The sequence below is a fragment of the Gillisella taibaishanensis genome (genome assembly GCF_001938985.1).
Taxonomy (GTDB): domain Bacteria; phylum Pseudomonadota; class Alphaproteobacteria; order Rhizobiales; family Rhizobiaceae; genus Allorhizobium; species Allorhizobium taibaishanense.
In genome coordinates this window covers 315,109-335,760 of sequence record NZ_MKIN01000021.1, presented here as the reverse complement: position 1 = coordinate 335,760, position 20,652 = coordinate 315,109, and the positions used below count along the sequence as shown (strand labels likewise).

17 protein-coding genes are annotated in these 20,652 nt (G+C 58.4%); 9 read left to right on the top strand and 8 right to left on the bottom strand.

Annotation, left to right across the window (positions count from 1 at the left end; translation table 11 throughout):
• Nucleotides 1-72 precede the first annotated feature (72 nt).
• Nucleotides 73-798, bottom strand: coding sequence for an AraC family transcriptional regulator (locus tag BJF91_RS08735; RefSeq protein WP_162843846.1), 726 nt, complete (start codon nt 796-798; stop codon nt 73-75).
• 561 nt (nt 799-1,359) lie between these two features.
• Between BJF91_RS08735 and BJF91_RS08730 the strand changes: the two genes are divergently transcribed.
• The 8 genes from BJF91_RS08730 (at nt 1,360) to BJF91_RS08695 (ending at nt 12,580) form a co-directional block, all read left to right on the top strand.
• Complete coding sequence (locus BJF91_RS08730; RefSeq protein WP_075614105.1) at nt 1,360-1,866, top strand: molybdopterin-dependent oxidoreductase; 507 nt, start codon at nt 1,360-1,362, stop codon at nt 1,864-1,866.
• A gap of 9 nt (nt 1,867-1,875) precedes the next feature.
• Nucleotides 1,876-3,843 carry a putative bifunctional diguanylate cyclase/phosphodiesterase gene (locus BJF91_RS08725; protein WP_075614104.1) on the top strand — a complete coding sequence of 656 codons (1,968 nt, stop codon included), beginning with the start codon at nt 1,876-1,878 and terminating at the stop codon, nt 3,841-3,843.
• A 135-nt stretch (nt 3,844-3,978) separates the two neighbouring features.
• Nucleotides 3,979-4,809, top strand: coding sequence for an MBL fold metallo-hydrolase (locus BJF91_RS08720; protein WP_139310656.1), 831 nt, complete (start codon nt 3,979-3,981; stop codon nt 4,807-4,809).
• 237 nt (nt 4,810-5,046) lie between these two features.
• On the top strand, nt 5,047-6,771 hold the full coding sequence (locus BJF91_RS08715; protein WP_075614102.1) for an adenylate/guanylate cyclase domain-containing protein: 1,725 nt from the start codon (nt 5,047-5,049) through the stop codon (nt 6,769-6,771).
• Between the two features lie 216 nt (nt 6,772-6,987).
• The gene (locus tag BJF91_RS08710) at nt 6,988-8,340 is read left to right on the top strand and encodes an adenylate/guanylate cyclase domain-containing protein (protein WP_075614101.1); all 1,353 of its coding nucleotides are present in this window, start codon (nt 6,988-6,990) and stop codon (nt 8,338-8,340) included.
• Nucleotides 8,341-8,414: 74 nt separating this feature from the next.
• Complete coding sequence (locus BJF91_RS08705) at nt 8,415-11,129, top strand: ABC transporter transmembrane domain-containing protein (RefSeq protein ID WP_075614100.1); 2,715 nt, start codon at nt 8,415-8,417, stop codon at nt 11,127-11,129.
• Nucleotides 11,130-11,164: 35 nt separating this feature from the next.
• Nucleotides 11,165-11,629 carry a cyclic nucleotide-binding domain-containing protein gene (locus BJF91_RS08700; RefSeq protein WP_075614099.1) on the top strand — a complete coding sequence of 155 codons (465 nt, stop codon included), beginning with the start codon at nt 11,165-11,167 and terminating at the stop codon, nt 11,627-11,629.
• Between the two features lie 123 nt (nt 11,630-11,752).
• Nucleotides 11,753-12,580 (top strand): inositol monophosphatase family protein, encoded by an 828-nt coding sequence (locus BJF91_RS08695; RefSeq protein WP_075614098.1) that lies wholly within the window; start codon nt 11,753-11,755, stop codon nt 12,578-12,580.
• Nucleotides 12,581-12,610: 30 nt separating this feature from the next.
• Here the strand turns inward: BJF91_RS08695 and BJF91_RS08690 are convergent, their stop codons facing one another.
• The 6 genes from BJF91_RS08690 to BJF91_RS08665 all read right to left on the bottom strand — a co-directional run bounded on the left by BJF91_RS08690 (nt 12,611) and on the right by BJF91_RS08665 (nt 18,568).
• Nucleotides 12,611-13,459, bottom strand: a complete 849-nt coding sequence (locus tag BJF91_RS08690; protein ID WP_075614097.1) for a glycerophosphodiester phosphodiesterase — start codon at nt 13,457-13,459, stop codon at nt 12,611-12,613.
• Nucleotides 13,452-14,534: an ABC transporter ATP-binding protein gene (locus BJF91_RS08685; protein ID WP_075614096.1), complete on the bottom strand. Its 1,083-nt coding sequence runs from the start codon at nt 14,532-14,534 to the stop codon at nt 13,452-13,454. Before BJF91_RS08685 ends, BJF91_RS08690 begins: the two co-directional genes overlap by 8 nt.
• Nucleotides 14,535-14,571: 37 nt before the next feature.
• Nucleotides 14,572-15,396 (bottom strand): ABC transporter permease, encoded by an 825-nt coding sequence (locus BJF91_RS08680; protein WP_075614095.1) that lies wholly within the window; start codon nt 15,394-15,396, stop codon nt 14,572-14,574.
• Nucleotides 15,393-16,286, bottom strand: coding sequence for an ABC transporter permease (locus BJF91_RS08675; protein WP_075614094.1), 894 nt, complete (start codon nt 16,284-16,286; stop codon nt 15,393-15,395). Before BJF91_RS08675 ends, BJF91_RS08680 begins: the two co-directional genes overlap by 4 nt.
• Entirely contained in the window at nt 16,286-17,431 is a 1,146-nt protein-coding gene (locus BJF91_RS08670; protein ID WP_075614093.1) for an extracellular solute-binding protein, read from the bottom strand. The genes BJF91_RS08675 and BJF91_RS08670 overlap by 1 nt, the downstream gene beginning before the upstream one ends.
• Nucleotides 17,432-17,536: 105 nt before the next feature.
• Nucleotides 17,537-18,568, bottom strand: coding sequence for an XdhC family protein (locus tag BJF91_RS08665; RefSeq protein ID WP_234801576.1), 1,032 nt, complete (start codon nt 18,566-18,568; stop codon nt 17,537-17,539).
• A 183-nt stretch (nt 18,569-18,751) separates the two neighbouring features.
• On the opposite strand from BJF91_RS08665, the gene BJF91_RS08660 reads away from it, so the two are divergent.
• A complete protein-coding gene (locus BJF91_RS08660) occupies nt 18,752-19,372 on the top strand; it encodes a nucleotidyltransferase family protein (RefSeq protein ID WP_075614091.1) in 621 nt (206 codons plus the stop codon).
• Nucleotides 19,373-19,374: 2 nt separating this feature from the next.
• On the opposite strand, the gene BJF91_RS08655 is transcribed toward BJF91_RS08660, so the two are convergent.
• Nucleotides 19,375-20,352, bottom strand: a complete 978-nt coding sequence (locus BJF91_RS08655) for a mannonate dehydratase (RefSeq protein ID WP_075614090.1) — start codon at nt 20,350-20,352, stop codon at nt 19,375-19,377.
• Nucleotides 20,353-20,652 lie beyond the last annotated feature (300 nt).

The window sequence follows — 20,652 nt, the reverse complement described above, 5'->3', positions numbered from 1 at the left end:
CGGTTTCGGGCCAACGTATCTCTCGCCGGTATGCGGTTCGGCCACGCTAAGGAAAACTCGGTCCTTGGTCAATCAGTGCATCCAGAGATTGCTGCTTTCCGCAGGATTCGATCCCACGGAGCGAATAAACTCTTCCTTCAAATGCGCGGCATCTCGAAACCCGCATCGCGACGCGATCTCTTCCGGCTCGAGACCATACTGGAAAAAGTGACGGCGTGCCTGTGTCAGTCGAAACTGCGTCAGCCATGCCTCACAGGTCTTGCCGGTCGCCGCCAAAAATTCCTTCTCCACGACCTCTGTTGGCAAGCCCAAAGCATGGGCGATTGCGGCAGTGTCGATGCGTTCCGCAAAATGATTTGCCATGAAGTCTTTCGCGGCCTTCTCTTGCCAGACGGTCAGGGCGCTGGTGGAGCGTGTGCCTGTTGCCTGCTCGCCGTAGTGATGCAGGACATGCGCGCACAGCGCGATGGCTATATGTTGCAAAACAGGCCTGCGCCGTGCCTTTTCCTGCTCGAAAAGCGGCAATATGGCTAGTCCGATGCTGCTGACCGTATCATCTTGCTCGCCGCGTCGACAGCGGAGCCGCTTTGCGCCTGAAAATTGTGAAAACGTTGAAATCTCATCGATGAGTCCGTAAGGCAAAAGAAACGCTATAGCGGAAAGCTCCGAATGCAGCTGGATTGATGCGCCTTCGGCGAGATCGACGAGGCAGATCGTTCCCTCGCGATAGTGATTGACCGGCCCGGATGCGCCGTCCGCCGCAAGGTCGCAGTGGTCGGCATCGCGCAGATAGAGCATTAGGAAATAGGCGTTCTGAGGGGGAAGGCGAACGGTCTTGCGTGCCGACCTCGAGGTCGGTCGGTGAAGATGGGTTGCTGAAAAGGCTGCGTCCCCAATTGGCCGAACCGCAAGGAAGGGAGGGTGGGATAGCCCGAAGCAGGAACCGATCCGCCGATGTCCGTCCAAAGCCTCGCGCATTTTCCACTCCAATGCTACGGAATTCCTGCAGGTGCCAGACGGGTGCCTGATTGCCGTGGCGCTAGAAAGTCCGTATTTTCCCTTGGCACTATCCGTAGCCGCCGGTCTTGTTGTTTTTTATCTTTTTTTGACGAAATGCATCGATTTTTGTGAGGAGCGGCTTTGTAGGACGCTTTTTTAAGCCGTGGCATACGCAGCGTTGCGGCCGGGAGCCGTTAAACACCTTCGGATGCTTTATTGGATCGGCATTTGTTTGTATGAGATATCTTGAAAGTTGCATTGACAGCCCGCGCCGGGCGCTCACGGTCGTGATGAAGCGATATTAGCGCTCAAACGACAAAGCGTTGCAGCCTCTACCGATCGATCGTCAGGAGATTAGTTATGACACTCTTACGCCTCTGGGCCTTCTTCATCCTGTGCTGCATTCCGGTTTTCCCTGCGTTTGCCGGTACGATCGATGCCCCTAAGACCAAGCCTATCCTATTGATTTCGGGGAATATTGAGAATACCAATATGCCCGATGGTGCAGCTTTTGATCTTCCCATGTTGGAGGCTGTCGGGGTGAAGACTATCGAAACTGCCAATCCCTGGTACGAGGGGCGGACGGTTTTCCAGGGGGTGCTGCTTGGTAAGCTGATGGCCTATGTTGGTGCCAAGGGCAAAAAAGTGACCGCCATCGCACTAAACGATTATGTGACGACAATACCTATCGAAGATTTCAAACGGTTCGATGTTTTGCTCGCTTTCAAACGGGACGGCAATTATATGCCGGTGCGAGACAAGGGACCGCTGTTTGTTGTTTACCCTTATGACAGTGACCCGCAGCTTCAAAGTCAGGTCTATTACATGCGTTCGGCATGGCAGGTGTCAAAACTTATAGTGGAATAGAGGCGCAGCGTGAGGCGTGTTCTTGGTACGATCATATGCTGTTTTGTGCTGGCCACCGGCTACATCGCCTATGTGATCGCCGAACGGCAAACCACGCTTGAGAAATTTTCACGCTATAACGACTCCTGGGCCGTTAGTCAGACGCTGTCAGAATATATGCGTCTCGAGCATCAGCTAGCGACCTATGCGCTGGGCATGAGTGACCTGGATGATGACAATCTGCGTCTGCGGTTGGAAATCATGCAAAGCCGTCTCGAATTGTTCGAGGAAGGCAATCTGAAAACATTCGTAGAATCCGATCCGCAGCGCCGCGAACTGATCGGCAAGCTCCGGGATGTGCTCGATACCCTGAATGCCCGCATCGAGACCCTCGATCCGCCGCTCATTAAATCGCTGCTGCAAAGAATGGAGGCGCTGGACTCTCCGATGACACGGCTGGCGTCCAGTTCGCTTGAAGTGGACGTGAGCAAGATCATCACTGCCCAAGCCGAATTGCGCAAACTGCATTTCATATACACGGCACTTGCCGGAGGGCTCATCCTCTGTGGCATCATTCTCGTGGGGATGCTGCTGCGCCACAACAATTTGCTCGATCGTGCTCATCGCCGCATGCAGAAATTGACCGACGACCTGCGGGCTGCGTCATGGGAACTGAAGTCCCAGAACAATCGGCTGGAATATGTCGCACATCACGACTCGCTTACGGGCTTGCCCAACCGCATGTTATTCCGCCAGGATCTGGAGGCACGGTTGATCGCGGCCAAACAGGGCGGTCCGGTTGCGGTCATCCTGCTGCTGGATCTTGATGGTTTCAAGGATGTCAACGATACGCTCGGCCACGATATCGGTGATGCCTTGCTGCAGATGGTTGCCGGACGTCTGGTCGATATCAAAGCTCCGGGCGATCTCGTCTGCCGCTTGGGGGGAGACGAATTCGCGATCCTGTCTGCAGGTCTCGGCGAACAGCAGGCTCTCGAGTTTGCCCGACGGCTTATGGACGAGCTTGGTGTGGTCTATAGAATCGGTGAGCAGGAGATCAAGGTCGGCACCTGTGTCGGCGTTACGATCTTCAATGGTGAGCCGGACACGGACGAATTCTTCAAGCGCGCTGACCTCGCGCTTTACGAGGCGAAAGCTCTTGGACCGAGCCACGCATGCGTTTTCCAGACAGAAATGCAGACGCGGCTGAGCGAGAGAAAGTCGTTTGAGGCCGACCTGCAGGATGCCTTGGCGAATGGTGAGATGGAGGTATATTTCCAGCCTCTGGCCATTGCGGCTACGCGGGAGGTCTGCGGTTACGAGGCTCTGCTGCGCTGGACCCATCCTAAGCGCGGTTCGGTGTCTCCCGCAGATTTTATTCCGGTCGCTGAAAAGATTGGGGTGATCGATGCACTTGGCGATTGGGTCTTGCGGACTGCCTGCGTGGAAGCTGCGCTCTGGACTACTCCCCTCAAGATCGCCGTCAATCTTTCGGCCATTCAGTTCCGCAACAAAGTTCTTGCCCAGAAAGTGGCCGCTACGCTTGAGTTGACCGGCCTGCCGGCTGAACGGCTTGAGCTTGAAATCACCGAATCGGTGCTTTTGGACAAGAACGACCTGACCTTGAAGACCCTGCGCGAATTAAAAACGCTCGGTATTCAAATTGCCATGGACGATTTCGGTACTGGCTATTCCTCACTGGGCAGCCTGCGGGGTTTTCCGTTCGACAAGCTGAAAATCGACCGATCGTTTATTCGGGACATCACCACCAGAGCCGATGCGTTGGCAATTGCAGAACTGGTTACGGGCATCGGCGCCAGCCTCGGCATGACGACGACAGCGGAAGGGGTCGAGACCGAGGAGCAGCTCGAATGCGTGAAAAATTTAGGCTGCAATCAGGTCCAGGGATATCTGATAGGCCGGCCGGCGCCCGTCAGTTCGCTCAAGCATCTTCACGCCGAACGAGAGCGTGAGGCACTTCCCGGCGTAGCCTGGTAAGGTGTGTTGAGCTTCGGCTGCTACCAGATGTAATTCGGCGCCGTCGGTTTTTCCCGTTGCATCTGTCTCAATTTCGGAAATGATGCTCGCAAACCGGTTTTAAGCTCGATGCCGGGACGGAAACTCTATGGCAAAGTGAAGATTGACGTGTTTCAGGTGAAATTCTGGGGTTCACGCGGCAGCATCCCGGTCTGTGGCGCTGATTTCGATGTCTATGGTGGCAATACGCCATGCATCGAGGTGCGGTGCGGCGAACATAGGCTGATCTTCGATGCAGGCTCCGGTATCCGCCAGGCTGGCTTGGATATGATCGGCGATAGCGCCCGCGAAGTCGATCTGTTTTTCACCCACTGTCACTATGATCACATCATCGGTTTTCCATTCTTCAAGCCGATCTACAATCCCGATATCACCGTCAATATCTGGTCGGGTCACCTCGCCGGGTCGATGACGACGCATCAGATGATCCGTCAATTTGTAAGCCCACCGTATTTTCCAGTCCGGATGGATATCTGTAAGGCGTCGCTGCGCTTCCACGATTTCAAGGCCGGCGACCGGTTGACGCCAAGACCGGGGATTGTCATCGACACGTTCTCGCTCAACCATCCCGGCGGCTGCGTGGGTTATCGGGTGGAATGGCAGGGTAAGGTGCTAGCGCTGGTTTTCGATATTGAGCATCAACCCGGCGAACTCGATCCCACGGCTTTGGCACTGATGGCCGATGCCGACGTCGCGGTTTACGACGCCGCATTTACCGAGGCCGAGATGGAACGATATCGCGGCTTCGGCCACTCCAGCTGGGAGCAGGGGGTGATTTTGTCCAACGCCGCATCGGTCGGCCGTCTGGTCCTCTTCCATCACGCACCGTGGCGCAACGACAGCGAGTTGGCGCTGTTGGAGCGATTGGCGCAGGAGGCGCTTCCAAGTGCGCTTGCAGCTCGTGACGGTATGGTGCTCGATATTTAAGCAATCGAAAATTCCGGCAGCTTCAGGCATTTTCCAGAGGTAGCGGTCGCTGGGTGTCCATCCGAAAATTAGTAAAAACAAAATGTTAGAACGGTTCGGTGCTTCTGTGAAACACTGTGGCGGTCTAGCGGCGCTCCAAATGGATCTGAAAAATGTCCGGTCGCTTCAACGCCGATTTACAGTCGGGACCAAAACTGCCAAAGCTGAACGGTCGGGAAGAGGCAGTGTAGAAACCTCATGACTTCAGACGTCAAGAAACACTTCTGGTCTGAGAGCCGGATACGCAAGACCAGGCTCGCGACCGGCCTTGTCGTCTTCGTATTTCTCAGCATGCACATGGCCAATCATGCTGCCGGGCTATTGTCCGTCGCGGCAGCAGATCACGTGCGCCGCTGGCTTCTGATGTTCTGGCGCACGCTGCCGGGTACAGTGGTGCTCTACGGCTCGTTGCTCGCCCACATGGGATTGTCCCTCCGGTCTGTCTACATTCGTCGCAGTTTCACGATGCCGAAGTCTGAAGCGATGCAGATCATTCTCGGCCTTGTTGTGCCTTTACTGATCATCGATCATATCGTTTCAACAAGGGTCGCGTCGTCGCTCTTTCATCTTCGCGACAATTACGAGTCCGTGGTCAGCGCGATGTGGATCACCTCGCCATTTGATGGTTGGCGCCAGTCTATTGCCATTGTCATCCTGTGGATCCACGGCTGTATCGGCATTCATTTCTGGCTGCGCTATCGGCCTTGGTACGAAGCCTCACGAGCAGGCTTCCTGGCAATCGCCATCGTCTTGCCGGTCCTGTCGCTGCTGGGCTTCGTCGTCATGGGCCGGGCCTTATCCGGTGTGGATTTCTGGCTCAATGCCCTGCCTGGTGAATACAACGACCCGACCGGTTTGACGGACGAAGAAGCGGCGGTCATAAAATCGATCCGCTGGAGCCTTTACGGGGCGTTTTTCCTGTCGCTCGGGGCTGTATTGATATTGCGCATCATACGCCGATTGAAAGAGCGTGCCCATCTGATCAGCGTGCGCTACGCGAATGGGCAGACGGTCCGTATTCCCAAAGGCTTTACCCTTCTGGAAGCGAGCCGCCTTGCCGGCCTTTCGCACTATGCGGTCTGCGGTGGCAAAGGACAGTGTTCGACCTGTCGTGTCCAAGTCATGGATGGCTGGATGCAATTGCCGCCAGCAGATAGCCTGGAGCAGGGCACGCTCGACCGGATCAAGGCGGCGCCCGGTGTCCGGCTGGCATGCCAGTTACGGCCGACAGCCAATCTGACGGTGATGCCGCTCATGGTGGCCATGCCGCAGAGCGCGACGGTGGATAGTAGCCTCGAGGTGGTGCCTGGTCGCGAGCGGGACATCGCCGTGCTGTTCTGCGATCTGCGTCATTTCACCATGCTCACGGAAAACCGCCTGCCGTTCGACATCGTCTTTCTGCTGAACCGCTATTTTGCAGTGGTCGGCCATGCCGTGGAGGAGGCTGGCGGACGGTTGGACAAATTCATCGGCGATGGCGCCATGGCCTTGTTTGGCATCGGTGGAACTCCGGAAGAGGCGTGCCGACAGGCGCTGAAGGCCGCCAGCAGCATCATCGCCGGCATGCAGGAATTGAACCGGCAACTATCCAATGAACTGACCTCGCCGCTGCGGATTGCCATCGGCATCCATACCGGCCCCGCCGTGGTCGGCACGCTCGGCTACGGTGGCGTGCGCAGCCTGACTGCGATCGGCGACACCGTCAATGTCGCCAGCAGGCTGGAATCGGTTGCCAAGGAATTTGAAACGCAACTGGTTGTGTCCGAGCCGGTGGCCGTGCTCGCAGGACTGGACGTGCCAGATGCCGCCGGCCGCAATGTTGCGATCCGCGGGAGATCGAGCCTGTTGAAAGTCTTCCTGCTGGATGAAAAGCTGCGCCAGACACTTGGCCTTTCCGAACCGGCTCCAGCGCCAGGATCGTAAGAAAGACCTAAGCGTTCAAAATGCCTGGCTGGCGAAGTGCATGCTTTTTGAGAGGCGCGAGACAACTGGCCATTGCCATGTGGCCGCCTGGATCCTATCTCTCTTATGCGACCGAAGATTCATGGCACCAGGATAGCCGCTTCGACTGCCACAGGCATATCGGCCAAAGGTTTGGCTTGGGAATGGTTTAGCGACGCATCACTGACAGGATTTCCGATGGCCACCCCTTCTGCGCCGGTTTCGACGATCTTTATGGACAAGGTTGCAGATTGGCTGACCAATGCCGCCCTTTCCGGCAGTGACCTCGAAGATATCGTTCGAGGCTTCTGTGATCGGATTGCTGCTGCCGGTCTGCCGATCGCGCGCGTGCATCTGTCCTTCGCCATGCTGCATCCGCTTTATGAAGCGGTTGGCTTTACCTGGCGGCCCCAAAGCGGCTTGATGATCGAAGGGTACCGGCACGACGTCGACAACACTGAACTCTTTCTGCGAAGCCCTTATTACCAGTTGCTGAACGCAGATCTCGAACATTTGCGCCGCCGCATTCCTGCCGAAGGGCCAGTGGAATTTGCGATTTTCGACGACCTGCGCAAGGAAGGCGTTACCGATTACCTCGCCTTTAGGCAATCCTTTGGCGATGAATCGCTGCAGGGCATGCTTGGCTCCTGGTCTACCAATGCCAAGGAGGGCTTCAGCGAGGAGATGATCGCAGCGCTGCTGCGGGTGCAGAACCATCTCGCCGTTGCGGCCAAGATGGCGGTTCTCGGCAAACTGGCGACCAATATGCTGACCACCTATCTCGGCGGTGACGCGGGCAAACGAGTTCTGAACGGCCAGATCCGCCGCGGCGACGGCGAAACGATCCGGGCAGCACTCGTGGTTGGTGATATGCGCCAGTCGACAATGCTGGCGGAAAAAGAAGGCCGCCAAGCCTATATCGACACGCTAAACGATTTTTTCGACGCGATAGCCGCACCTTTCAACCGCAACGGCGGGCAGATTCTCAGTTTTCTCGGCGACGGCTTCCTGGCTGTTTATCCTTGCGACCGGCATAAGGACCCATCACAGAGGGCCTGTCAGGCGGCACTTTCGGCCGTGCGTCTTGCGCAGGCACGGGTGGCTGACCTCAATGAGCGGCGCCGGTTGAATGGCCAGGTTCCGATCGGTTATGGCATAGGCCTGCATGTGGGCAATGTCATGTTTGGAAATGTCGGCCTGCGCGACCGGTTGACGTTCTCGGCCTTTGGTTCGGCTGTTAACGAAGTGGTTCGGCTGCAGGCACTGACCAAGAAATACGGCAGCGACATCGTCGCAAGCAATGCCTTTGCCGGCTATTGCGAGGGTGACTGGGTGCGGCTCGGGGAAGAAAAGCTCCGTGGTGTGCGCCAGAAGGTAACGTTGCTGGAGCCGGGTCCCGATATCGCCGGACTGCGGATGGAAGAGCCTGTCAACGATGGCTTCCGCAGCGGGTTGTCCGAGGCCGAACAGTTGATTCTCCTGCACCAGGACGCAGCCCAGATCGGCCACTTGAAGAAAGCGCCGCGCTGGAAAGAGCGGTTGCTGCAGTGACATGACGAGCGACGGATAACTGCTCAAGCACTTTTTAAAAATGCTTTAGCGCCAAAGGATCTTGACGGGGGACGATGGAAAAAAGCCTGGCGCGTTACATCTGGTCGAACACCTATCTGCAGCAGATTTGGATCCTCTGCATCGTCGGATTGTCGATGATCCCGTATTTCCTGTCCTTCGATCTTCCCAAGCAGATCGTCAACGGGCCGATCCAGGGGCAGGGCTATGACCAGGTCGGCGCGACCAGGCCTTTCATGGCCATCCGATTCGATCTTCCCTGGCTCGGCCATTTCGAGGTCTTCAAGGGGCTGGAGCTCAATCGTCTGCAAGCGCTGACGGCGCTCAGCATGGTCTTTCTTGCCCTCGTCATCCTCAACGGGTTGTTCAAATATTACATCAATACCTACAAGGGTCGACTTGGAGAGCGCATGCTGCGCCGTATCCGCTTCGAGCTGATCGATCGGGTTCTGCGGTTTCCGCCGGTGCATTTCAAACGGGTCAAATCCGCCGAAATTGCCACGATGATCAAGGACGAAGTGGAGCCACTCGGCGGCTTTACCGGCGATGCTTTTGTGCAGCCGGCGCTTCTGGGTGGTCAGGCGCTGACGGCGCTTATCTTTATTCTCTTGCAGAATTTCTGGCTGGGTATGATTGCCGCTGGCATGGTCTGCATCCAAGGCGTCATCATTCCCCGCATGCGCCGCCGCTTGCTGGAGCTTGGCCGCCAGCGCCAGCTGACGGCGCGGGAATTGTCGGGCCGAGTTGGCGAAATCGTCGACGGTATCCACACCATCCATGCCCATGACACGACGAATTTCGAGCGGGCTGATATTGCCGCCCGGCTGGGGCTGATCTTCTCGATCCGCTACGATCTCTACCAGTGGAAGTTCATGGTGAAGTTCATCAACAACTTCTTGGCCCAGCTGACGCCGTTCCTGTTTTACATGATCGGCGGCTTCATGGCGCTGGAAGGCCGGCTCGACATCGGCCAGTTGATTGCCGTGATTGGTGCTTACAAAGACTTGCCCGGGCCCCTGAAGGAACTGATCGATTGGGATCAGGCGCGTCAGGATGTGCAGGTCAAATATGCGCAGGTGGTCGAGCAATTCGATGTCGACCATCTCGTTGATGCTCGGGTGCACGACGTTGTCGCCACGCCTGTGGGGCCGCTGGCTGAAGCGCTGGTCGCGTCCAATCTGATCCTGAGCGATGATAGCGGGGCTCGCCTGCTCAACAGTGTGTCGCTGTCGATTGCGCCTAATGAAACCATTGCGATCGTCGGGCCGAATGGTGGAGGTGGGGAGGCCCTGGCGGAGGCTTTCGGCCGTATCCTGTGGCCGGAAGCTGGCTATATCAGCATCGGCGGCAAGGATATTCTCGATCTGCCTGAATCCCTGACCGGCCGGCGGATTTCCTATGTCTCGGCCGATGCTTATTTCTTCCAGGGCAGCCTGCGTGACAATCTTCTCTATGGCCTCAAGCACGCGCCGCTGACGGATGTGAGCTACGAGGGGTTGGCGGCGCGCAAGTACCGCCGCGATTGTCTTGAGGCAGAGCGGTCAGGCAATCCGCTGCTCGATCTCAACAGCGATTGGGTGGATTATCACGCGGCAGGCGCCGATGGGCCGGAAGGGCTGTTGAAGGTCATCCGGCCTGTCCTCGACGCAGTGACCATCTCTCAGGACATTTTCGATCTTGCCTTGCGGTCTCAGGTCAATACGACAAGCCATCAGCTCCTGACCGACAGGATCATCGAGGTGCGCCAAGCGCTTCGCCGGCGGCTGCATGAGGAAGGTCTCGACGATATCGTCGTGCCCTTCGAGGCGGATGCCTATAACAGTCAAGCGACGGTCGGCGAAAATCTGCTGTTCGGCACGATGAGAACATCGAAAATGACCGGTCAGCGGCTGGCGGCCCATCCGCATTTTCTAAAAGTGATGCGCGACACTGGTATCGGCAGCCATCTCTACGAGATGGGTCTGGAGATTGCCGCGAATGCGGTCGAGCTGTTCCGTGACCTGCCGCCGGATCATCCGTTCTTCCAGCAGCTGACCTTCATGAGCGCGGAGGACATTCCGTTTTACGAGGCGCTGCTGCAGAAGTTGCAGGATACGACCATTACGCAGGCCTCCGCCGGGGAACGCAGCAGCATCATCCGCCTGAGCTTTGCCTATATCGAGCCGCGCCACCGTTTCGGTCTTTTGACTGACGTGCTGATGGAGCAGATCGTAACCGCGCGCAAGGCCTTCCATACAGATCTTCCCCGCGATCTAGCCGAGGGGATCGAACTGCATGACGCCGAGCGGTTTACCATGTCCGCATCGTTGATCGACAACGTTCTATTCGGTCGCCTTGCGGTGCGAGAGGCCGATGCCAATGACCGCATCCGTGTGATTGCCCGCGATATTTTTAGCGAACTTGGCCTTGCCGAAAGCGTCTTGTCGATTGGACTCGACTTCGACGTCGGCTCACAAGGGCGGCGGTTGACGACTGTGCAGCGTCAGAAGCTCAATCTGGCGCGCGCGCTGCTGAAGCGGTCGGACTATTTCATCTTCAATCGGCCGTTGTCCGCGCTCGATCAGCGGGCGCAGGACCGGATCGTTACCCATGTCATGCAGGATTTGCATGAGGACGGTAAAAGGCCTTCCATCGTCTGGGTTCTTCCAGATGCTGGTGTCAGTAAGCTTTTCGACAGGATTTTAGTCTTTAACAACGGAAATCTTCTCGAATCTGGGAGCTTTGAGGAGCTTTCCGCCAGTGGCGGTATGTTCAAACAGCTTTTGTCGTAATATCGTCAAGACGCGTGACAGGGGGGTGTACGCCAATGCTTTTGAAGGACGAAGTCGAAATGTTGCGGCGTGTGCCGCTGTTTTCCCAGATCGCTCCAGCGAAGCTGAAGCTTCTTGCCTTTGCATCCGACCGGATCACCTGTCGCGAAGGGCAGGACCTGTTCCGCCAGGGCGATATCGGCGACGCCGCCTATGTCATACTCTCCGGCACGGCCGACGTTCTTGTTCACTCGGATGCCGGCGACATCAAGGTTGCCGATGTCGGCAGCAATTCGATCGTCGGCGAAATCGCAATTCTCTGCGATGTCTCGAGAACCGCGACCGTGAGGGCCGCCACCCGGCTTGAGGTGTTGAAGATCAGCAAGGAAAACTTCCTCAAGCTGATGAGCGATTTCCCGGAAATTTCCTCGGAAATCATGCGGGTCCTTGCAGATCGCCTCAATCACACAACGCTGGAACTGTCGGTTGCCCGCAGCCGCGAGCAGCAGATGCAGAGCTGAAGAAGGCGCGACAACACCGTCATATATCCTTCACTTGCCTTTACTGCCATTTTGGAAAAACTGCGCCTTCCATCCGCCCGGGCTTGCTATCCTCGATCCCGGCCCAACTTTCTGGAATGCGCCATGACTGAAGTTTCCGCCCGCAATCGTCTCGGGCCAGATTGTTCTCCACGCCTCGTCATTCTTGCCGAACTTGCGCTTGAGGCCGGCGCGTTTGCCCGCCGCTCGCTGCGTCGCCGTGGCACCGACCAGATGGTGTCGAAAGGGCCGCGCGATTACCAGACGGAAATCGACGTTGCCGTTGAGCGCCAGATCGTGGACGGTCTTTCCGCCGCCTTTCCTGATTATGCCATTCAGGGCGAGGAAGAGATCGGCAATCGCACCGCCGCTCCCGACAAGCCGGTGATCTTCATCGACCCTATCGATGGCACCACAAATTTCGCGTGGGGCCTGCCGCATTTCGGCATCACCATCGCCATCGCCGAAGCCGGCGAGACTGTCTGTGGTGTCGTCTATGACAGCATGCTGGATGAGTTGTTCAGCGCCGAGCTTGACAAGGGCGCCTATCTCAATGGCGAGCGGCTGCAATGCTCCGACGTGGCCGATATCGAGAATGTGCTTGTCGGTGCGGGCCTTCCGGTACCTGGCCAGGTCGTCAGCGTCGATGAAGAGCTTTACCACCGCGCCCTGCGCAGGCTGATGGACAACACCGCTGGCGTGCGCCGTCTGGGCTCGGCGGCCCTGTCGATCGCCTATGTCGCCTGTGGCCGGTTGGATGGGTTTTTCGAGGACGGGCTACAGGTGCACGATTACGGTTCGGCAGCCCTGGTGCTGACGGAAGCAGGTGGCCGGGTAACCGGTTTCCATGGCGAAGCGGTTGCTGGAGAAAGCGCTATCCTGGCGGCGACGCCGGCCCTGCAGCCGTGGTTGCTGGCTGGCTTCAAGGCGTAACGAGCATATGCGGCGCTTTCGGGCGCCGCACTACTCGCCGCGCGAATTGAGAACGAGTTGTTCCAGGCCAACGGGATCATCTGTTGTGATCTGGTCGCAGCGCAGCGCGAGCAACCGCAGAACCTTGGCGAGGCTAGCCGGGTTTGCCTCTTGGATCGTATAGGCGTCGATGCGCTTGCCCGCCGCATGGAAGGCGGCGATCAGGTCGAAACCGTGTTCCTCTGCGGTCAGCACCAGTTGGTGATGCAGATAGATCGTCTGCGCCTCCGGTATTGCTTGCAGGGCAGTGTCGACAAAGCCGGCAAAGTCGCCGCTTGCCAGCACCCGTTCAATGGCACCGTCGTGGCAGGGATCGTAACCCACTGGAAGGCCCGGTACCGCTTCGGCAAGCCGGGCAACCGCTCTTGCATCGCCGGCAGACAGGATCACCTTGTCGCGGACCGGAGCTATGGCGGCGGCGAATGCGGCAACGTCTGCTTCCATCAGACCGTCAACCATCTCCTTGAGATCAAGTTGCAGGACGGCACCCTTGCCGCACGCACTGTCGGCCAATAACCGCGCGAGATCCTCGATCAGCATGATCCGGTGCGGGCTCGGCGCGCCGTTTGTGTCGCGCAGGAAGAACTGGCGCAACTGATCGGCGGTGGCGCCACGCACGGGTCCCACGCCTGTCGTCGCCTTGTCCAGCAACGCGTCATGTAGCACCGCCATGCCACCACCGGCATGGCAGACGAGATCGATTTCGACACTCGCGCCACGCGCCATGCCTTCAGCAATCCGCTCCGGCGTAAACGAGATATCACCAGCCTGCTTATGGCCGCGATGCCATTTCAGCATAGTGTGAAAGCCATCGGTATCGATGAAAATGCCATCAGGCATGGGCGGCGTTCCTAATACGACACGGCTCCGAGGTGACCGCAGCTGAAACGTATAGAACCTTGTTGTCGCGAAACAGGTGGAATGCCTTGACGCGTAGATCGCAGCGGCTACCCTTTTGCCAGCCGCTGCCCGGTTCGGTCATCGCCTTGACGCGGGTGCCGCAACTCAATTGCAGATCGACCATCACATGCGTGCCAAAATCGATAGCGCGGCAGACGAAAGGTGCATCGGCCTTATCCGAGTGCGAAATCGTCAATGCTTCCGGGCGCACCGCCAGCACGGCGTCGCCATCGCTCGCCTCGGCGGGCAGTGCGACGTCCGCGTGGACAAACCTGCCGTCCTGCACCGAGCTTTTGATGAAATTCATCTGACCGATGAAGCCAGCAACGAATTCAGTCTCCGGCTCACGGTAGACCCGGTCCGGCGGGGCGATCTGTTCGGCGCGGCCGGCGCGCAGAACGACGATGCGATCGGCGAGCGCCAAGGCCTCGTCCTGGCCATGGGTGACGAACAGCGTGGTGATGCCGAGCCGTTGCTGGATATCGCGCACTTCCTCGCGCAGCCTTTCGCGCAAGTGCTGGTCAAGGCTGGCAAAGGGCTCGTCGAGCAGAAGGATTTTCGGCTCCAGCACCAGTGAACGGGCCAGCGCGACGCGCTGCTGCTGACCTCCCGACAGTTGATAAGTCTGGCGCTTGCCGTAATCCTTCAGACCCACAAGATCGAGCGCGGACTGGACGCGATCAGCAATTTCGCTTTTGGCGATGCCGCGCAGTTTCAGTCCGAAGGCGATGTTGTTGAACACGTTCATATGCGTCCAGAGCGCATGGCTCTGGAACACCATGCCGGTCGGGCGCCGTTCCGGCGGCAGATGCGTCACGTCCTGGCCATCGATCCGGATCGTGCCGCCTGTTGGCTGTTCGAAGCCGCCGATCATTCGCAGCAATGTCGACTTGCCGGAGCCAGAGGGGCCAAGCAGGCAAACGAGTTCGCCATCTTCGACATGCAGCGAAAAGGCATCGACAGCCGTGGAGCTGGAAAACTGCTTGGTGACGTGGTCGAGGGTCAGTTGGGCCATGGCTTTATGCTTCTTGTCTGGTTCAAATATGGACGGCTCAGGCGCCGAAGCCCTTGGCAAAGGCGCCATTCCCAAAGGTGCGGCGGGCCAGGAACAGGGCGAGGAAAGACGGCACCCACAGCATCACCGAGAGCACGGCGCCATACTGCACCACCATCTGGTTGTTGATGAGGGAGATCATCAGGATTGGCATGGTGACGACTTGCGGCGCCCCGATCAGCCAGGCGCCTTCGGTCTCGTAGAATGTGCTGACGAAGGTCAGCAGCACGGCCGCGAAAACGGTCGGGGCCGCCTGTGGCAGGGTGATCGACCAAAAGACGCGCAGCGGGCCGGCTCCGGCATCGCGGGCAGCTTCTTCCATACGCCTGTCGACATTCTGGAAGGCTGCGACCGGTATCCAGATCATCAGCATCAGCGTGCCGACCAACTGGATGAGTGCTATGCCCCAGAAGGTGCTGATCAGGTGCAGCTTGAGGAAAATCGCCGCAATCGCCACCAGCAGCCCGAATTTTGGAAAAGCATGCGAAGCGAGAAACGACAGAAACAGCAGGTTGCGGCCGGGAAAGCGCAGCCTGGCAAAGGCATAGGCGGCCGGCAGGCAGATCAAAGCTGAGACCAGGGTGACTGTTGCCGTCAGCCTGAGGCTCATGAACAACGCTTCCCAGACGTCATTGCGCGCCAGCGTCAGATGCCAGAAGCGCAGACCGAATTGCTGCGGGATGACGGATGGGTAACGCCAGACCTCAGTAAAGGCCCAGGTGCCGACAACGACGAGCGGCAGAGCGATGAAAAGCGTCAGAAGGCTGGCAAAGGCCAGGCCCATCCAGTCGAAACGGCGGATGACCGCAGGTTTGAGTGTCATCGGCCTTTCTCCTGATTGCGGGCGATGGAGTAGACGTAGAAGGCCCCGAAAAACAGGCAGAAGCCGAAGCTGATCACTGCTTGCGTCGTAGCGTTCAGGGGATCGTTGAGATCGCCGAAGGTGCGTTGCATGAAGGGCCCCATCATTTCCGGTGAGGCAGGGCCGAGCAGATAGGGCAGGGTAAAGGCTGAGAAAATCCCCAGGATTGCAAAGGAACTGGCGACCAGAAACGAATTGCCCATGCGCGGCAGGATGATGTGCAGGAAGACCTGCATCGGCCGTGCCCCGACATCGCGTGCGGCCTCAACGGCATTGTTGGAGATGGCGCCGAGGCCAGCCGTCAGCATCAGCACCGTCAGGGGCAGATTGTCCCAGACGAGACCGATCACAGGACCCCAAGGGGTCAGATACGGTGTTGGCAGTTTTGGCAGACCAACGGCGTTGAGCAGTAGATCCACCGTGCCATTTGGCCCGATGGTGCGGATCAGCGCGTAAGAGAGGATGATCGAGGGCACGAACATCGGAAAAATCGCCAGCGCCTGCACATAGGAGGCTAGCCTTCCGGACGAAAACCGCAAATAGAGCGCGATCGGCACGCCGATCAGAAGCAGCAGCACGGCGCAGACGGCGGTCGTCCAAAGGGTGATGCCGAGATTGGCAAGGCTATAGGCATCGCTGAAAAAGAACCGGTAGGAGGCGGTGGAAAGATGCCAGCCGCCATCCGGTCCGGTCGCAATCAGCGTACCTGATATCGCCGAGAAAATCGGATAGATAATCAGCCATGCCAGCAGCAGGATGGGCAGGGCAACGAGTGACAGGCCGATCAATCCGGTTCCCGTTGCTCGGTTACCAGTCCTGCTTTGCTGTTCGGCGCTTGTGACGGCAGCCATTAGCCCCGCGCCAGGTTTGGAGCGACGTTGCGGAACCAGCCGTCATTGACGGCGGTTTCCCAATCGCCAGCCGGGAAGGTCGGGATCGATGCCGGAATCACATCTGCGTATTTCTGGCGAAGATCAGCCGGGATATGATCCCAGGACACGCCGGGGAAACCACCCATTTCGGTGATGACCTTGGACTGGATCTCGTCGGACAGCAGTACGTCGGCAAGCTTCAGGGCTGCGTCCTTGTTGGCGCCGTTGGAGAGGATTGTCAGGCGCGCGAAATCGCCGCAGAGCGCCAGATCGGTCAGCTGCACCAGTTTGATCGTATCGGGCAGCACGCCCTGGGCGATGGCCTGCAGAGCCTGGTCTGACCAGACAGGAACCATCGTCACCACGCCCTGCGCCAGTAGCTGGATCGACTGGGTATTGCCCGAGGTATAGGCGCCCTTCTGGTACAGCGACGGCGCGAGATCGCTGAGAATTTTCCAGCTCGGAGGCAGAGTCTTCTCTGCCATCTCGGCGGTATAATTGCTCACGGTGAAGCGGTTCGGATCCCGGCCATTGGCCTCATGGATCGCGCGGCGCACGAAATTGCCGCCGGAGCCGCCCTTGTCGGGCCGGTTGTAGATGAACTGCCCAGGGTTTGCCTTGATCCACGCGGTGAGCTGCTCCCAGGTCTTCGGCGCATTCTTCGGGTCGAGCTTGGTGCTGTCATAGGCAAGCAGAACCTGGGACCCGCGATAGGGCAGCGACTGTGCGAGATCGATTGCCATCGGATTGACGCGGCCGAAACTCGGCACATTCTTTTCCGAGAAAGTCACCCAAAGGCCAGCGTCGATGGCGCCGGTCGGTAGGCGCGGATTGAAGGCTTCGAACATATCAGCCTGCGGGTCGGTATTCGTCTTCATCGCGGCCATGGCGCGATCGGCAATGGCGCGCAGGCCGGTATTGTTGCCCGCAGAGGTAACCTTGACGGCAAGGCCGCTATTGGCCTTTTCGAAAGCCGGGCGAACCGTGTTGTTCCAGAAATCAATGACGTTGGAGTCCGCGCCGATATAGACGTTGATCTCCTTGGTCGCAGCAGATGCAAAGCGTGGCATGGCGGCGAGGCCGGCGGCTGCGCTGGAAGCCAGCAGAAAATTACGTCTGTTCATCGTCTGTCTCCGAGATGTCTCAGGGCCGTTTCGCCCCTAGAAAATTAGGGGCAGGCATAGTCCTGACGCGTGACAGCGACGTGATAGATGCGTGACAGTTTTATGTCATGAAGGGCGAGACGGCGAAGCCTCCGGCCTGCGTCGGCACTGGATGATCTCCGCGAGGATGGATACCGCTATCTCCGCCGGTCCCTCGGCGCCAATCGAAAGGCCAACAGGCCCGTGAATATGGGCGAGGTCTTGGTCTCTAAAGCCCTGCAGGCGCAGCCGCTCCAGCCGCGCGGCATGGGTTTTGCGGCTGCCAAGCGCCCCGATATAGAAGCAGCCCGCATTCAGGGCCAATGCCAGCGGCTCGTCATCGATCTTTGGATCATGAGTGAGGGCGACGAGGGCGCAGTAGGCGTCCAGCGGCCGGTTTGCCAGCGCATCCTGTGGCCAATCGGCTGAGAGGTCGATGCCTTGAAACCGCTCCGGCGTGGCAAAGGCTTGGCGCGGATCGATGATCCTGACCGCGAAGCCGGCCATCGCAGCCATCGGCGCCAAAACCTGGCTGGTATGGGTGGCGCCTATCAGCACGATTTCCGGCGCCGGGTGGTGTGGATTGACGAAATAGCGCCGTCCTTCTGTCTCGATAATCCCAGGCTTGGAAGTGGCCCAGGCTTGTGCAACCAGGGCCGGTGGAAGACCCGTTGCGCCGCCGACACTATCCTCCGCTTCGGTCAGCTCCCAATCCTTGTCGTCATCAAGCCCGATGATATGGATCGCCGGCTTGCGGGCCTGACGGGCAGCATTGAGGGATGCAAGACCGCCGTCCAATTTTTCGACATGCACCTTGATCCGCCCGCCGCAGGACAGGCCGACGCGCCAGGCGGTCTCGTCCGCGACGCCGAATTCAAGCACCCGGCGACCGCCCGTTTCCACCAGTTCCAGTGCCTCGGCAATTACGGCGCCTTCGACGCAGCCGCCGGAGACGGAGCCCTCAAACCCACCGTCCTGGTCGATGACCAGATGGCTGCCGACTGGGCAGGGGGCGGAGCCCCAGGTTTCCAGCACTGTGGCCAAGGCGACTTTTCTGCCCTTTGCCATCCACTGCTGCGCCACCATCAGTGGGTCTCGGTCAAAATCGATCTTGGTCACGATACGCTCCTGGTGGAATGTTTGATTCATCGGCCCACCTGTAGGGGCAAATGTCGAGACTGATGCGCAAGGTCTTCGCCCGCTCTCAATGATGGAGTCATATAAGAGAGCCGATCTGGCTTGCAACCACGCGGCTTTCAGCCCATCTCGAGGACCAAGTGATCCCAAAGCTCAGGAGCCGGCATGCCAGACCCGAAAACACTCCACACGGCAATCCTCATCCTTGCGGCGGGGCGTGCCAGCCGGATGGGCGAGGGTACTCATAAGCTTCTTGCCGAATTCCAAGGTGTGCCGCTGGTCCGGCGTGTCGCAGGAAGTGCCGTGGCCAGCCGCGCCGCCGCCGTCACTGTCGTCACCGGGCATCGCCGAGCCGAGATTGAAGCCTGCCTGTCCGACCTGCCGGTCGACGTCTGTTTCAACAGCGCCTATGCCGAGGGTATGGCGACCTCGCTCGTTGCGGGGCTGCAAACCACCGGCAGGATGGAGATCGACGGCATCATGGTCGTGCTTGCCGACATGCCCGATCTGACCTCAGCCCATTTCGACAGGCTGATGGCTGCCTTTGAAGAAGCCGGCGGTGACGCTGTTATCCGCGCGGCATCAAACGGCCAACCCGGAAACCCCGTCATTCTGCCGCGCCAGCTCTATCCGGAGCTCTTGCAGTTGAAAGGGGATCGCGGCGCAAAATCCGTGATCATGGACAGCAGTCTGCCCATCATCGATGTTGAGATCGGCCCCGCCGCACTTGTCGATGTCGATACGCCCGACGCCGTTGTGGCGGCAGGCGGAATATTGAAGCGTTAGGCTTACTGGCCTGCCTTCAGGCTTTCCAGCAGCGCTGCGATATAGCCGTAGCAGAAGGCGAAGGCGACGCCGGTAGGATCGCGACCGCTGATGGTGGGCACATGGTCGGGCATCAGCATATATTGGTAGCCGACCTCCTGATAGACTTTGACTGAGCGCACCATGTCCATATCGCCCTCCTCAGGGAAGGTTTCCATGAAGGACAGCTTGCCGCCGCGGATATTACGGAAATGCACGTTGAAGATCTTGCCGCGGGTGCCGAACCAACGGATGATATCGTCGATTTCCTCGCGCGGATTGTCGAGCATTTCTCCAATCGAGCCCTGGCAGAAGTTCAGGCCGTGATAGGGGCTTTCGCGCATCTGCACGAATTTCTTCAGGCCTTCGACGGTGCCGAGCACCCGTGTGACGCCTTTGTAGCCCGGCGGCGTATAGGGGTCATGCGGATGGCAGGCGAGACGTACCTTGTTGCTTTCGGCAACCGGGACAACCCGCTCCAGGAAGTAGTCGATCCGCTCCCAATTCTCGTCTTCCGACAAGACGCCGGCCAGACCCGGGGCCGCATTCTGGTCGGCCTTGTCCCAGCGAAAGCTCTCGTTCATCGAGCCGCCACGGCCCTTTTCCATTGGCGTGCGCGGAATGCCGATCAGGTTGAGATTGTATTTGGCAGCGGGGATGCCAGCCTTGGCGAGATTCTCAATCATGGTGCAGACGGCATCGATCTGGCGGTCGCGCTCGGGGCCGGCCAGCAGAATGTCCGGATAGGAGGCGCGTTCGATAGGGCTTGATGGCAACGGCAGTTGCAGCATGTCGAGAACGAGGCCGAAGCTCTCTACCTTGTCACGGTGGCGCTCAATATCCTCAAGCGTCCAGCTGCGGGGATCGCCCGGCGGGTCGGCGCAAATATGCTTCAAACCGAGCTGCGCAAACACTCTGTAATCGTCATCGTCGCGTGCGCCAACCTGCGTTCCCAGATACATCCTGCTTTTCCTCCTGCCTTTCGTGATGTCATCCCATAATATGAATTTTCTGATGTGTCGAGATTTCCTTATGGCCTTTACGGTGTTGATTCAGCCCTGAACCGGCCGGAATAGCTTAATTGTAAGACTTGTCGCCGTGGTTCAACTGCCATGTTTTGCTATTTAAACAGAAGTCATACTATGAAAAATCGAAAAGATAATATGGCATATTTTTGTCTGGATCGGTACCGGTAATGGCTTTGATCGCCAGGCTGGCCTGCCTATATCTATCTTTCAGACGCCGCAGACGTCGCGCTCTAC